Origin of the sequence: Cryobacterium shii (assembly GCF_004402595.1) — a bacterium.
Taxonomy (GTDB): domain Bacteria; phylum Actinomycetota; class Actinomycetes; order Actinomycetales; family Microbacteriaceae; genus Cryobacterium; species Cryobacterium shii.
Map to the genome: position 1 here is coordinate 1 of NZ_SOFY01000013.1, position 14,353 is coordinate 14,353.

At 65.8% G+C, this 14,353-nt stretch carries 14 protein-coding genes and 1 tRNA gene; 6 read left to right on the top strand and 9 right to left on the bottom strand.

The window, feature by feature from the left end; translation table 11 throughout:
* Positions 1–105: 105 nt before the first annotated feature.
* From E3O49_RS02905 to E3O49_RS02915, 3 genes are all read left to right on the top strand, one after another.
* Positions 106–351 (top strand): hypothetical protein, encoded by a 246-nt coding sequence (locus E3O49_RS02905; RefSeq protein WP_134403117.1) that lies wholly within the window; start codon positions 106–108, stop codon positions 349–351.
* A 197-nt stretch (positions 352–548) separates the two neighbouring features.
* Entirely contained in the window at positions 549–1,112 is a 564-nt protein-coding gene (locus tag E3O49_RS02910) for a dihydrofolate reductase family protein (RefSeq protein ID WP_134366644.1), read from the top strand.
* A 133-nt stretch (positions 1,113–1,245) separates the two neighbouring features.
* Positions 1,246–1,482, top strand: a complete 237-nt coding sequence (locus E3O49_RS02915; protein ID WP_134366645.1) for a hypothetical protein — start codon at positions 1,246–1,248, stop codon at positions 1,480–1,482.
* Here the strand turns inward: E3O49_RS02915 and E3O49_RS02920 are convergent.
* The 4 genes from E3O49_RS02920 to polA form a co-directional block, all read right to left on the bottom strand.
* On the bottom strand, positions 1,468–2,259 hold the full coding sequence (locus tag E3O49_RS02920) for a DUF222 domain-containing protein (RefSeq protein WP_134366646.1): 792 nt from the start codon (positions 2,257–2,259) through the stop codon (positions 1,468–1,470). The two genes, E3O49_RS02915 and E3O49_RS02920, sit on opposite strands and share 15 nt — an antisense overlap.
* Positions 2,260–2,450: 191 nt before the next feature.
* Positions 2,451–3,908, bottom strand: a complete 1,458-nt coding sequence (rpsA, locus tag E3O49_RS02925) for a 30S ribosomal protein S1 (protein WP_134366647.1) — start codon at positions 3,906–3,908, stop codon at positions 2,451–2,453.
* A 155-nt stretch (positions 3,909–4,063) separates the two neighbouring features.
* Positions 4,064–5,773, bottom strand: coding sequence for a DUF885 domain-containing protein (locus E3O49_RS02930; RefSeq protein WP_134366648.1), 1,710 nt, complete (start codon positions 5,771–5,773; stop codon positions 4,064–4,066).
* Positions 5,774–5,823: 50 nt separating this feature from the next.
* Positions 5,824–8,514, bottom strand: a complete 2,691-nt coding sequence (polA, locus tag E3O49_RS02935; protein ID WP_134366649.1) for a DNA polymerase I — start codon at positions 8,512–8,514, stop codon at positions 5,824–5,826.
* A gap of 56 nt (positions 8,515–8,570) precedes the next feature.
* Between polA and E3O49_RS02940 the strand changes: the two genes are divergently transcribed.
* Positions 8,571–8,996, top strand: a complete 426-nt coding sequence (locus E3O49_RS02940; protein WP_134366650.1) for a hotdog fold thioesterase — start codon at positions 8,571–8,573, stop codon at positions 8,994–8,996.
* A 76-nt stretch (positions 8,997–9,072) separates the two neighbouring features.
* Here E3O49_RS02940 and E3O49_RS02945 read toward each other — a convergent pair whose 3' ends face one another.
* Entirely contained in the window at positions 9,073–9,678 is a 606-nt protein-coding gene (locus E3O49_RS02945) for an ANTAR domain-containing response regulator (protein WP_134366651.1), read from the bottom strand.
* 38 nt (positions 9,679–9,716) lie between these two features.
* Between E3O49_RS02945 and E3O49_RS02950 the strand changes: the two genes are divergently transcribed.
* Positions 9,717–9,802 (top strand) — tRNA-Leu (locus E3O49_RS02950).
* 54 nt (positions 9,803–9,856) lie between these two features.
* On the opposite strand, the gene E3O49_RS02955 is transcribed toward E3O49_RS02950, so the two are convergent.
* Genes E3O49_RS02955 through E3O49_RS02965 form a run of 3 tightly spaced genes read right to left on the bottom strand, consistent with a single transcriptional unit; the run spans position 9,857 to position 11,876 of the window.
* Positions 9,857–10,336: a hypothetical protein gene (locus E3O49_RS02955; RefSeq protein WP_241976133.1), complete on the bottom strand. Its 480-nt coding sequence runs from the start codon at positions 10,334–10,336 to the stop codon at positions 9,857–9,859.
* Entirely contained in the window at positions 10,333–11,364 is a 1,032-nt protein-coding gene (locus E3O49_RS02960) for a DUF6545 domain-containing protein (protein WP_134366652.1), read from the bottom strand. Before E3O49_RS02960 ends, E3O49_RS02955 begins: the two co-directional genes overlap by 4 nt.
* The gene (locus tag E3O49_RS02965; protein WP_134366653.1) at positions 11,364–11,876 is read right to left on the bottom strand and encodes a hypothetical protein; all 513 of its coding nucleotides are present in this window, start codon (positions 11,874–11,876) and stop codon (positions 11,364–11,366) included. Before E3O49_RS02965 ends, E3O49_RS02960 begins: the two co-directional genes overlap by 1 nt.
* Positions 11,877–12,269: 393 nt before the next feature.
* On the opposite strand from E3O49_RS02965, the gene E3O49_RS02970 reads away from it, so the two are divergent.
* A complete protein-coding gene (locus E3O49_RS02970) occupies positions 12,270–12,740 on the top strand; it encodes a hypothetical protein (protein WP_134404306.1) in 471 nt (156 codons plus the stop codon).
* 68 nt (positions 12,741–12,808) lie between these two features.
* Here the strand turns inward: E3O49_RS02970 and pyk are convergent, their stop codons facing one another.
* Positions 12,809–14,254, bottom strand: a complete 1,446-nt coding sequence (gene pyk, locus E3O49_RS02975; protein WP_134366655.1) for a pyruvate kinase — start codon at positions 14,252–14,254, stop codon at positions 12,809–12,811.
* Positions 14,255–14,353: the final 99 nt, after the last annotated feature.

The window sequence follows — 14,353 nt, forward strand, 5'->3', positions numbered from 1 at the left end:
CCATCGAGGTCCTCGACGAGGCGGTGATCCTCCCCGAACTCGCCACCGCCTAGACTAAAACCACTGACCTGCATGGTGTTGAGAAATTCCACCACTCAGTGGGACGTGACCTTGGAAGCGGCGCTCGATCTTCATCCCGAGGATGCTCCCAAGATCGCCTTCCAGATCAACGCACCGCTCACCGCATTGCATTTGAAGCCGTTCAACTTTGCCTCCCCCAACGACATTGACCGGTATCTCACCGGGACCGGAGCGGACACAGACCGATCAGGCGCATTTCGTTCAATCCCCAAGACCTCCGACAACGCATTCCTGACACTGGACGCCCTGATGCAAACCATCTCCCGCTGAGGGTTCGGCTTGGGCGTCTTCGACGCAGCTTCGATGGCGGACGAGGCTTGGACCGCCCACGACGTTCAGTCGTTCTCTCGCCTTGGCTTGCCACCGGGGGCAGACTGGCGATCAGAAAAAGGGAGCCGGATGTCATTTTCTTTGGTGAACGTCCTCGCGATCATGGTCCGTCGTTGCGGTGCGAGGAGCGTGACCCCGTGCTGATCTACTCGATGGGCGTCTCTGTGGACGGTTTTATCGCCGACCGTGACGGCGCGTTCGGGTGGTCGGTTCCGAGCGAGGAGCAGTTTCGTTTCCACATTGCGCAGACCCGTGAGCTCGGTGGTTTTTTGTGCGGCCGCAAGCTGTACGAGACCATGTTGCCGTGGGAGACGGATGCGTCTATGCGCGACGACGAGCTCGGTGCCGCGTTCGCCGACGTCTGGAATGCTCTCCCGAAGGTCGTCTTCAGCCGCACGCTGGAAAGCGTTTTTGGCAATGCCCGGCTTGCCGAGGCGTCGGTGGGCGAGGAGGTCGCTGTCGCGGTCGGCGCGACCAGGAAGGACGTCGGGATTGGCGGTGCTGGCCTGGCCGCGGCGGCGGTCGAACTCGATCTCGTCGACGAGCTGTCAATGTTCCGTCATCCGGTCGTCGTCGGTGGCGGCACGCCCTTCCTGCCGCCGATGACCAAGAACATTCGGCTGGACCTGGTCGAGACCAGGACGTTCGGCTCGCGTGTGATCTACGAGCGCTACCGGCGCACTCGCGAGGAGTCGCGCTGAACCGCAGCAGAACGACGCGAGTTTGAATGGAGTTCGGCCTGCGGGTACGCGGGCTGGTTCCTGCTCAATCGCGGTCCGATAATTGGTTCTGCTCATTGGCTCGGGATCCAAAGAAGAGTGTCAGAATAACGCCATGCGCATTCAGGACTGGTGGCCACTACTGGACTGGACAACCCAGCAATGGCTGATCAACAATAACGGTGACGTCGTGCCGCCAGACGTTCTGGATCAGATTACGGCTGTGGCAGGGGAACCCACTGCAGACACCCCCTGGGTTGGGGACGCCGTGCCGGAGGGATTCTCCCTGTCAGAAGAGGCAATCGACTGGATAGACATGACGGCCAACGATGAGGTTTCAGACGACGAATAGCTGAGCCGATTGCGGCTTTGGCGACGGTTTGGGTTGGATGACCGTGCCGAGCCCTGAAGGTGTCAGCCCGTTGAGGATGAGGTCCTTGAACACGTCGGCCCTGAGCCGGCCGAGGGTGCGGTCTTCGTCCGGTCCCAGCAGGCTCAGGCCCAGCACGGTGATGCGGTCGTACGCGGCCTGCACCTTCTCCGCGGAGTCGTACCAGTGCAGCGACGCCATCCCGTCGGCCTCGGGCTCGAAGAACACGTTGCGTTCCGACACGGATGCCTGGTGCCGGGCCCGGATCGTCTCCGGGTGCAGCCGCTCCCGTAGCGTCCGTGCTTTGTGCTTGAGTTTCGACGCGGTCAGGTTCGCCGCGGACTTCAGCAGGCCCTCCTCGAACGCGGCCTTGGTCTCATCCGGCAGGGACCAGGCCTGCCCCATCAGCACCTGCGCGTGCCGGTAGCTGATCTGGCCCGCCCGGAGCGCGGCCATCGTTCGCGGCAGCTCACCGGTGAGGCACGCGCTCTCGGCGAGAAGGGTCTCGGCCGACCGTTGCGGGATCCGGATCGTGCAGGCGAGCTCACTCACGAACTCCCGCTCGGCGACCGTGTCGGCGTCCCACCGGGACCCTGGTACCCGAGGCGCGGCATCCGCAGTCGCCGTCGCATAGCGGTGGGCCTCGTCGATGAGGTCTGCCAGTGCGGCAGCGTCCTGGGCGAGATTGCCGTGGGCCTCGCGGATGGCGTCGAAGTACTCACCGCGTGTCTCCTGCTGTTCGATGAACGAGGGCTTCATGCGAGTCACGTTACGGGCACCCACTGACAGTGCCCGTTGAATCCGCCCGCCAGCGCGTGCCCTGTGCACAACAGGATCAGACCCGCATTGTGGAGGAAGGCCGACGTGCGAGGAGATGAATCAGTAGGCAGGCGTTAACAGCCAACAGGCCGGCCCCCAAAGGGGACCGGCCTGTTGGTCGTGCGGTGTGACTAGTTGGAGCTGGAGAGCTTCTCGCGCAGTGCTGCGAGGGCCTCATCGTCCGCGAGCGTGCCGGCGCCGGCCGTCTCGCTCGAGAAGGAGGAGCCTGCGGCGGACGGGACATCGCCGACGGCGGTGATCTCGTCGTTCGCGGAAGCGACCTGCTTCTTGTGTGCTTCCCAGCGAGCCTGGGCTGCAGCGTAGTCCTGCTCCCACTTCTCGCGCTGGGTTTCGAAGCCCTCGCGCCACTCGTTGGTCTCCGGGTCGAAGCCCTCGGGGTACTTGTAGTTGCCCTGGTCGTCGTACTCGGTGAGCATTCCGTAGAGCGCCGGGTCGAACTCGGTGCCCTCGGGGTCGACACCCTCGTTGGCCTGCTTGAGGCTCAGCGAGATGCGGCGACGCTCGAGGTCGATGTCGATAACCTTGACGAAGACCTCGTCGCCGACCGAAACGACCTGCTCGGCGAGCTCGACGTGCTTGCCGGAGAGCTCGGAGATGTGGACGAGTCCCTCGATGCCCTCGGCAACGCGAACGAACGCGCCGAACGGAACGAGCTTGGTGACCTTACCCGGTGCAACCTGACCGATGGCGTGGGTGCGGGCGAAGACCTGCCACGGGTCTTCCTGCGTGGCCTTGAGGGACAGCGACACGCGCTCGCGCTCGAGGTCGACCTCGAGGATCTCGACGGTGACTTCCTGGCCAACCTCGACGACCTCGCTGGCGTGCTCGATGTGCTTCCAGCTGAGTTCGGAGACGTGAACCAGACCGTCAACGCCACCCAGGTCAACGAACGCACCGAAGTTGACGATCGACGAGACGACGCCCTTGCGGACCTGTCCCTTCTGGAGGTTGTTGAGGAACGTGGTGCGGCTCTCGGACTGCGTCTGCTCGAGCAGGGCACGACGAGACAGCACAACGTTGTTGCGGTTCTTGTCGAGTTCGAGGATCTTGGCCTCGATCTCCTGGCCCAGGTACGGGGTCAGGTCGCGAACGCGGCGCAGCTCGATGAGCGAGGCCGGAAGGAAGCCACGGAGACCGATGTCCACGATGAGGCCACCCTTGACAACCTCGATGACCGAACCGGTGACAACGCCATCGGATTCCTTGATCTTCTCGACGTCGCCCCATGCACGCTCGTACTGAGCGCGCTTCTTCGACAGGATGAGACGGCCTTCTTTGTCTTCCTTCTGAAGAACGAGGGCCTCAACCAGGTCGCCGACCTTGACGACCTCGGAGGGGTCAACGTCGTGCTTGATGGAGAGTTCGCGGGAGGGGATGACACCCTCGGTCTTGTAGCCCACGTCGAGGAGAACCTCGTCGCGGTCGATCTTCACAACGGTGCCCTCGATGAGGTCTCCGTCGTTGAAGAATTTCAGAGTCTTTTCGACCGCGGCAAGAAAGTCTTCAGCAGATCCGATGTCGTTGATGGCGACCTGCTTGGGTGCCCGTTCGGTCGTTGCGTTTGTCATGTAGTAGTTGCTCCAGGATGGACATAAGTCGGGCCATACGCAGAAAGAGTTCGTTGCGGTACTCCGCGCATGGCAGCGGATATTTCGTCACAAACGTGACAGTCAAGCTTAGCGGTTTGCGGGAGCGCCCGGCAACCGCCGAGCCTGCCCTGAATCTACCGCGATCCACCCGGAAGAGTGCCGAGCATGGCGGCCCGGAGGGTGTCCAGTCCGACCCCGCCCAGGTCCAGCGCCTTGCGGTGGAACTCCTTGATCGAGAACGCATCGCCCTCCCGCGCAGCGTAGGTGTCCCGCAACTCCTCCCAGATGCGCTGGCCCACCTTGTACGAGGGCGCCTGCCCGGGCCAGCCCAGGTACCGGTTGACCTCGAATTTGACGAAACCCGCGTTCATGTTGACGTTCTGGCCCAGGAAATCGAAGGCGTAGTCCGCGGTCCAGGGGCCGGAGCCGTCCGGCCGTTGCTTCTCGAGGTGCACGCCGATGTCCAGCACGACCCGGGCGGCGCGCATCCGCTGCCCATCCAGCATGCCGAGCCGGTCCCCCGGGTCGTCCAGGTAGCCCAGCTGTTCCATCAGGCGTTCGGCGTAAAGCGCCCAACCTTCCGCGTGGCCCGAGGTGCCGGCCATCTGGCGGCGCCAGGTGTTCAGCTTCGCCCGGTTGTAGACGGCCTGGCCGATTTGCAGGTGGTGTCCCGGAACGCCCTCATGGTAGACGGTGGTGAGTTCGCGCCAGGTGTCGAACTCGGTGACGCCGACCGGAACGGACCACCACATCCGGCCCGGCCGGGAGAAGTCGTCCGTTGGCCCGGTGTAGTAGATGCCGCCTTCCTGGGTGGGAGCGATCATGCATTCGAGGCGCCTGATCTCGTTCGGGATGTCGAACTGGGTCTCCGAGAGTTCGGCGACGGCGCGGTCGCTGGTCTCCTGCATCCACTTCTGCAGGGCGTCGGTGCCGTGCAGCTTGCGGCTGGGATCCGTGTCGAGCAACGCGATGGCTTCCTGGACGCTCGCCCCGGGAAGCATCTGGTCGGCGACGCTCTCCTGCTCGGCGACCATGCGGGCCAGTTCTTCCACCCCCCACTCGTACGTCTCATCGAGGTCGATCGAAGCACCCAGGAAGCGCCGTGACTGCAGGGCATAGAGCTCCCGGCCGATGGCGTCGCGCTCGGGCGCGGCACCCTCGAGTTCGCGGCCGAGGAAGTCGGCCAGGGTTCCGTAGGCTGCGGCGGCGGTTCGCGCCCGCGTCGCGAGGTCCTTGGCGAGCGACGCCGGCAGGTGGCCCTGGTCGAGGGTGGCCTCCGCTACGAACTGGGCGAAGAAGCCGTCGTTCGCGGCGTGGTGCCGGGCCTGCAGGATGACCTCCCGCACCTGCCGCCGGGCGGGCATGCTGCCCCGCTCGATACCGAGGCGCAGGGTCTCGATGTAACCGTCGATCGCCGCGGGCACGGCGCGAAGGCGCGCGGACACGTTGTCCCAGTCGGCGACGGTGCCGGTGGGCATGAGGTCGAAGACCTCACGGATGCCCTGGGCAGGCGAAGCGATCACGTTCAGATCCCGCAGCGGCAGCCCTGCCTCGGCGCTCTCCACGTCGAGGGCCAGGTCACTGCGCAGGTCCGCGCGCGTGACGAGGTCGACGTCGTCGACCGGGATGGCCGCATCGAGGCGGGCGATGACGGCCCGAGCCTCGGCCTCGCGGCGCTCGAGGCCGGCCGGGGAATAATCGCCGAAACGGCCGTTCGCCTCCGCGCGGCCGATGTAGGTGCCGACCGTCGGGTCGAGTTCGACGACGGTGTCCACCCAGTCCTCGGCGATCGTGTCGATCGCCGTCGGAGTGCGCGCGGAAATGCGCTGGTTGTCGGTTGTCATGAACCGAGCCTAGAACACCGTGCGCCGGGGAATCCCCCGGCCCACGGTCATTAGTGCGCGGCCGCGTCCCAGTTGTCGCCGCGTCCTACCTGCACCTCGAGCGGCACGAGCAGGTCGGCCGCCGTCTCCATTTGGTGCGTCACGACCAGGCGAAGCGCGTCCCATTCGCCGGGCGCCACATCGAAGATCAGTTCGTCGTGCACCTGCAGAAGCATGCGGGATTCCAGACCGCCCTCCAGCAGGTCCTCCTTGATGCCGTTCATCGCGATCTTCATGATGTCGGCGGCAGACCCCTGGATCGGGGCATTGAGGGCGGCGCGTTCCGCGTTCTCGCGCAGTGCCCGGTTGGTGCTGTGCAGCTCGGGGAACGGACGGCGCCGCCCGAAGATGGTCGCGGTATACCCGTCGACCTTGGCCTGCTCCACCACGTTGCGCAGGTAGTCGCGCACGGCGCCGAAGCGGGCGAAGTAGTCCGTGATGAGCTGTTTGGCTTCCTTCGTGTCGATGCGCAACTGCCGGGACAGGCCGAACGCGCTCAGCCCGTAGGCGAGTCCGTAGGACATGGCCTTGACCTTGGAGCGCATCTCGTTCGTGACGTCCTCCGGGGCTACCCCGAACACGCTCGCGCCCACGAACCGGTGCAGGTCCTCGCCCGCGTTGAACGCCTCGATCAACCCCGGGTCCCCGGAGAGGTGCGCCATGATCCGCATTTCGATCTGTGAGTAGTCCGCGGTCAGGAGGCACTCCGCCCCCTCGCCGGCTTGGAAGGCCGCGCGGATGCGACGGCCTTCCTCGGTGCGCACCGGGATATTCTGCAGGTTCGGGTCGGTCGAGGAGATCCGGCCGGTGGTGGTGCCGATCTGCACGTAGGTGGTGTGGATCCGACCGGTGGTGTCGATGGCCTTGTCCAGGCTCTCCACGATCTGGCGCAGCTTCGTGGCGTCCCGATGCTTGAGCAGCATGTCCAGGAACGGATGCGGGTTGCTGGCCTGCAGGTCGGCGAGGGCCCCGGCATCCGTGGAGAACCCGGTCTTGTTCGCCCGGGTCTTCGGCATTCCCAGCTGCTCGAAGAGCACCTCCTGCAGCTGCTTGGGCGATCCGAGGTTCACCTCGCGGCCGATCTCGGCGTACGCGCCGGCTGCGAGCCCAGCCGCGCGTTCCCCGAGCTGGGCGGACAGTGCGGAGAGCTGGTCGTGGGACACGGCCACGCCGGCGAGTTCCATGTCGGCCAGGGCCACCAGGGTGGGCATCTCGATGGCGGTGAGCACGCTGCGCGAACCGTCGTCGAGCAGTGCCTCGATGGCTCCGGCGACCCGGAACGTGTACCAGGCCTCCATCGGCACTCCGCCGTTCTCGGTCTCCTCGGGCACCAGCTGGTTCGGGTCGCTGACCGGGAGCGTTTCGTCGAGGTACCGGCTGACGAGGTGGGCGAGGGTCTTGTCCGGTCCCCCGGGCCGCAGCAGCCAGCCCGCGATCAGGGTGTCGAAGACCAGACCGGTGAAGTCGATGCCGCTGCGGCGCAGGGCCTTGATCTGGAGCTTGGCGTCGTGCATGATCTTGGGCGAATCGCTGGCCAGCCAGGTCTCCAGCGCCAGGTAGTCCGCGCGGCCGGGCTGCCACGGCAGGTTGACGGTCTCGGCCCCGCCGGAGAGGCCGAAGCCGATCGCCAGGCCGTCCTGCACTTCGACGCACAGGCCGAGGCCCTGCGGGGAAGCGGCGGAGGCCCGAGCGATCCAGGCGCTCAGTTCCTCGTCCAGCAGGTCCTGGGCGATCGGGGCCCGGGGGGCCGGGACGAGTTCCTGGGCCGGCGCCGCGGCCGCGACGGCCTCGCCGGCAGCACCGGGACCGCCGGCCCCCTCGAGCTTGATCACGCGCTCGAGCAGGGTCCTGAATTCGAGCCGTCCGAACACGTCACGCACGGCGGGCTCGTCGATGGTGGATCGCGCAAGGTCCGGCAGTTCGACCGGCAGGTCCAGGTCGGTGACGAGGTGGTTCAGGCGCCGGTTGCGGATCGCGTTTTCCTTCTGCTCCCGAAGGTTGTTGCCGACGACGCCCTTGATCTCCTCGGCGTGCTCCAGGATGCCGTCGAGGCTCCCGTAGAGGCCCAGCCATTTCACGGCGGTCTTCTCGCCGACCTTCGAGATGCCGATCAGGTTATCGCTGGTTTCGCCGACGAGGGCGGCGACATCCGGGTACTGGGCCGGTTCGATCCCGTACTTCTCCCGCACCCTGGTCGGGTCGTACCGGGTGAGGGCCGATACGCCCTGGCTGGCCGGGTAGAGCAGGGTCACGTTCTCGTTGACGAGCTGGATGGTGTCCCGGTCGCCGGAGACGACGAGGACGTGGAAGCCCTCGCTGGAGCCGCGGACGGACAGCGTCGCGAGGATGTCGTCGGCTTCGTAGTCTTCCTTGGTCAGGGTCTTGATGTTCATCGCGGCCAGGGCCTCCTGCAGCAGCGGCACCTGCCCGATGAACTCGATCGGCGTGCTCGCCCGCGTGCCCTTGTACTCCGCATACTCGCGGGTGCGGAAGGAGTATCGCGAGATGTCGAAGGCCACGGCGATGTGAGTGGGGTTCTCGGTGCGCAGCAGGCTGAGCAGCATGGACAGGAAGCCGTGGATGGCGTTCGTGTGCTGCCCGTCGCGGGTCTGGAAACTGTCCACCGGGAGGGCGTGGAACGCCCGGTAGGCCAGGGAATGGCCGTCGATGATCATCAGGGTAGGCTTTTCGGAATCTGACACAGAGACAGCCTACAAGCGTCATCCGGCGTGGGCAGGTGCAGCGACCGAAGGTGAATATGATCCAGAAGACCACGGATGCACTCGAGTGGGTCCAGCAGCGCGGAGCCGGCTCACTGGCCGAGAAGATGGGCATCGAGTTCGTCGAGTTCACGATCGACCGGGCCGTCGCACGGATGCCGGTGGAGGGCAACACCCAGCCGGCCATGCTCCTGCACGGGGGCGCCTACGTGGTCCTGGGCGAATCGCTCGGATCGATGGCCGCCAACCTGCACGCAGGGCCGGACCGTCTGGCGGTGGGGATCGAGATCAACGCCACGCACACCCGGTCGGCGACTTCCGGCTACGTCACGGGAGTGTGTACGCCCGTGCACCTGGGCCGCACGCTCACGACGCACGAGATCGCGGTGACCGACGACCAGGGACGCCGCTGCTCGACCATCCGGATCACGAACCTGATCAAGGACCGGTCCGGAATGAAGTAGGAACGCGAAAGGCCGAGCAGCCCACGAGAGGGGGCTGCTCGGCCGGCCGAGATTCCGTTCGCTTCGGGTACTGGTGCTACTTCTTGGCGCTCAGCTGCTCGATGATCGCCTGGGCGACGTCGTGCATGGTGAGCCGGCGGTCCATGGACGCCTTCTGGATCCAACGGAACGATTCCGGCTCGGTGAGCCCCATCTTCTCGTTGAGGAGCCCCTTGGCGCGGTCGACGAGCTTGCGGGTCTCGAACCGCTCGACCAGGTCCGCGACCTCGGCTTCGAGGGTGATGATCTGGCTGTACCGGGACAGGGCGATCTCGATCGCGGGCAGCAGGTCGTTCGGAGTGAACGGCTTGACGACATAGGCGAGCGCACCGGCCTCCGTCGCACGTTCCACGAGTTCCTTCTGGCTGAACGCGGTCAGCAGAACGACGGGCGCGATGTGGGCCTTCGTGATGCGCTCGGCCGCGGAGATGCCGTCGAGGTGAGGCATCTTGACGTCCATGATGACGAGGTCGGGCCGAAGCTCGGTGGCCAGGGCGACGGCGGTTTCTCCGTCGCCGGCTTCACCGACCACCTCGAATCCGGCGTCACGGAGGATCTCGACGATGTCGAGGCGGATGAGAGACTCATCCTCGGCAACGACAACGCGCCGAGGAGGTACTGGGGTGGAATCTTGGTCGGTCACGGGTGAAAGCCTACGGTATTCTGATCCAGGTGTTGTGAGCCGGTGTGGCGGAATGGCAGACGCGGAGCACTCAAAATGCTTTGTTCGAAAGGACGTGTGGGTTCGAGTCCCACCACCGGTACCAACACCACGTAGTGAAACCCCCGGTCAGTGACGCGTGGCGGGCGCTCGTCGCCTGCTAGTCGCGCACGCCGGGCAGCGTGACGTCGTCCCGGGACATGTCCTCCTCGAGCAGCGCCGTGATCGACCGAAGCGTCTCCGGTGACACATCCCCGAGCACCCGGGCCGCGAAGTTGACGACGCGTTTGGCGCGCAGGCTCTTCACAAAGACCAGTTGGGCGTCGACCCGTTCCGGCAGGTCGCCCGACCCGAGCAGGTACTTGGGCGGGATGCGGAAGAACTCGCCGATCCCGGTGAGCAGGTCGGCGTCGGTGACCAGTGGGCCGTCCCCCGTGATCATGTAGGCCCACCGGGCGCGCGACAGCGAGAGGCCCCGCGCTTCCAGGCCCGCGGCGATCTGCTTGTACGTATGGGGAGTGTTTCCCTCGGCGACGACGACATCAAGCAGCAGGTTCAGTTTGCGGGCCAGTTCGAGCTGCGGGCTGACGGGTTCGCCGGCCGGGTTCAGCGAGCCGTGGGATGTTCCGGGGTTGATCACGATCGCCCGCCCCCTTCGAGAACCTCGGGGTGGTTAACCGGGCGGCGGGTCGCCGTCGCCCGGACGTGGCGTTCGATGTCCTCGATCAGCGCCCGCTCGGCCGGGGAGACGGCCTGACCGGGGTTGAGGAGCAGGCTGTCGCGGACTTCGACGTAGCGCCGATACAGGTGGGCACGGGGATCCCTGACGATGAGCAGCATCGGCCAGGTGAGCCGGCGCTCGATGCTCAGCTCCGGCGAGTCCGCCAGGAGACGTTCCCAGAGAGGCGTGATTCGCCACAGCAACTCGCGGTGCCGAACGCTTTTGCGCGCGGATTGGATCGCGTCCGCTGTCGCGGTAAGGCCCAGGCCGACGGCCAGGGATATCGGCGCGGTGAGGAGGGCGAGGTGGTACACCGGGCGCGACCAGACCTGGAAAGCGGTCTCCTTGAGGAGGATCAGTTCCGCTGCATCGAACATGCTGAGCAGCGCGTAGACCAGAACCCACCAGCATCCGAAGGCCACAAACGCAAGCGACACGCGGGTCACCGTGCGCCGTTGGCGTCGAAGGTCCGACAGGCAGGCGTACCCCACCGAGATGGAGAAGAGGGCCATCGCGATCCAGGTCGTGGCGGAGTATGCGGCGAAGTCCCACCGCGTCGGGAACGACTTGTGGATCTCCCGGACAAGGTGCCAGTCGCTGCCGAAAAACAGAATGGCCTGGACGGCGATGATCGCCGCGGCCGCCGCGGCGCTGACCTGCTTGCGTCGCTCGGTCAGTCGTTCACCGGATACCGCCTCCCCCACGAGCGCAGCGAGGAGTGTTATCGCCACGATCGCCGTGGCGTGGAAGATGAAGTACGGCACGTTGACGCCGCCGAGTAGGGCGTCCACCGCGTTGTAGATGACGTGCGGCTGAAGGGACATGGTCGTGGCGAACGCGGTCAGAAACCAGAACAACGTCCGCCGCCGACCGCGAATGACCGAGGGCAGGCAGAAGCCGGCGGTGACCCACAGAAGCGCGGAAACGGCGAGGAGGGCGGTCTGCATCACAGCACCCTGCCGAATCCGGTTTGGGGGCCCTTGGCGGCATCCGCCTCGTCCTCCAGCATGATCAGCGCCAGCCGATCCCCGATCGCCTCCGCGAGGGCCTCTTGGTCGTCGGTGAAGCTGCTCCGGGACAGCGCATAGGCGATGGCGTCCAGCGGGATGAGGGGCGCCAGCAGGGCGACCCGTTCGATCGGCAGAAGTTCCTTCTCGTGACGGAGGATCATGTGGCCGAATTCGTGGTTGATGAATTGCTGGCGGTGAACCGCCGAATCCGTCGGTGCGTGATGGATACGTTCGAAATTCTCACCGGCGACCTCGATCCAGAGCCCGCAGACGCCGGACTCGACCAGGCGCGTGCTGGCGGGGCGGATGACGATCGTCTTCCCCCGGAGCCCCTCCATGTGCCGGTGGAGCAGCTCCGCCGTCAAAGGATGCGGCAGGTGGAGGGCGGCTACCAGGTCGCGCGCCCGCTCCGTGCGTTTTTCGTACCTCAGGCTGTGTTCCCCACTCACTGCGCCACGGCAACCCCCTTCGGGGGACGCCGAATCGGCGTTGGACATGTCTAACAGGTGATAACGTGAATCTCGGTTGGACATGTCTACGCTACCGGGTCGGAGGGCCCGCAGTCGCCATGGGGAGCCAACCATTCACGCTCCTTTCGGAGTGTTCACGCGCACAGTCTCACCGGGGCGACACCGAAGGGGAACGGGGTGTCCACCCGGTGAGGCGGTGCGTGCAGAACTCCGGCGGGCGACGACTCAAATCGGCGAGTCGAACTGCGGAATGCTCGGTATCAGATTCGGGTGCCCACGTCTGCCCCCAGTCTGGGCTGCGGCATCCGCAATAGGGTGGAGCGACGAAAAGACCTGTTGAACCGCGTACTCGACCCGAACAGAGGATGCCCCGTGACAACACTTTTGGACGACGCCATCCACTTCGCGCGCGTTGCGTACTCCAGCCACCGCGACGATTTCGGTCGGCTGGCCATCGAGCATCCGCTTCGCGTGATGGATGCCCTCGCGAGCGACGACAACAGGCTCGTCGCCGTGCTGCACGACACCCTCGTCAACTCGGTCGCCACCCTCAGCGACCTCCGCGCGTTCCTGCCGAACCGCCTCCTGATGGCCGTCAGCGCCCTCGGCAACATCGACGAGGACACGGACGGGATCTCCCTGCAGCAGATCCTGGCCGACCCGATCGCGCTCACGGTGAAGCTCGCGTGCATCGCGGACCTGTCCGATCCGGCCCGCCTGGCCGACCTCGACCCGTTCACCCGGCGGAGCCGGGAATCGCACGCCGTGTCGGCCGCGCTGGCGCTGGGAACGACCCTCCCCGCCGAGCGCGCCCTGATGGTGCCCGCCGGCGTGCAGCGCTGACGCCGGATCCTCAAGAAAGGCCCCGCACCCCGTGTGACACGGGGTGCGGGGCCTTTCCAGGAGAGGTGTCAGCTCTTGGCGTACGCCGGGTGAACTTCATTGTGGGCATCGCCGACGCGGTGCACACGGATGTCGTTCGTGGAACCGGCGATTCCGGGAGGGGATCCGCTGATGACGACGACCTTGTCACCGAGCTGAGCCAGGCCCTGCCCGAGCAGGATGTCGTCCACCTGTCCGAACATGGCGTCCGTGTGCGTGACCCGGTCCACCAGGTAGGTCTGGATTCCCCAGGTCAGCGCGAGGCGACGGCGGATGCCGGGCTCGGGCGTGAAGGCCAGCATCGGGATCTTCGACCGCAGACGCGACATCCGCCTTGCCGAGTCGCCGGACTCCGTGAAGATGCACAGGAACTTCGCTTCGACGAACTCGGCGACCTCGATGGCTGCGAGGGTGATCGCGCCACCCTGGGTGCGGGGTTTGTTCGTCAGCGGGGCGATGCGCTCCAGTCCGTGGTCCTCCGTCGACGCAACAATGCGCGCCATCGTCTGGACCGTCACGACGGGGTATTCGCCGACGCTGGTCTCACCACTGAGCATGACCGCGTCAGCGCCGTCGAGCACGGCGTTCGCGACGTCGGACGTTTCGGCCCGCGTCGGGACCGGGCTGTGGATCATCGATTCCAGCATCTGCGTGGCCACGATGACCGGCTTCGCCATGCGGCGGGCCAGTTCGACGGCATGCTTCTGCACGATCGGGACGGCCTCGAGCGGCAGTTCGACGCCCAGGTCGCCACGGGCGACCATGATGGCGTCGAAGGCGTCGACGATGCCTTCGAGGTTTTCCACGGCCTGCGGTTTCTCGATCTTGGCGATGACGGGGACACGACGGCCCTCTTCTTCCATGATCTCGTGCACGCGAGTGATGTCGGCGGCGTCACGGACGAACGACAGCGCGATCAGGTCCGTTCCGAGGCGGAGGCCCCAGCGCAGGTCCGCCTCGTCCTTTTCGGACAGGGCGGGCACGTTGACGGCGACTCCGGGCAGGTTGATGCCCTTGTTGTTGGAGACGGGGCCGGCGACGATGACCGTGGTGGTGACGACGGTGTCGTTCGTGGCCACGACCTCGACCTTGACCTTGCCGTCGTCGATGAGGAGGAAGTCGCCCGGCCTGACGTCCTGGGGCAGACCCTTGTAGGTCGTGCCGGACAGGTCGCGCGTTCCGACGACATCCTCGGTGGTGATCTTAAAAATGTCTCCGACGGCCAGTTCGTAAGGGCCGCCTTCGAACTTGCCGAGACGGATCTTCGGCCCCTGCAGGTCGACCATGACGGCGACTGCGCGGCCGGAGTCGTTCGCTGCCTTGCGCACGTTGGCGTAAACGCCCTCGTGCACCTGGTAGTCCCCGTGGCTCAGGTTCATCCGGCAGACATCTACACCGGCATCAATAAGGGCTCGAATTTGATCGTAGCTGGATGCTGCCGGCCCGAGCGTGGCGACAATTTTGGCGCGTCTCATTCTGAAAAAACTCCGGTTTCCGCGCTGTTTGGGCGCATGATTTCTGTTGTGGAACGGGAGACCACGGGGTGGTGGATCTCTTGGAATTGACTCACTGGA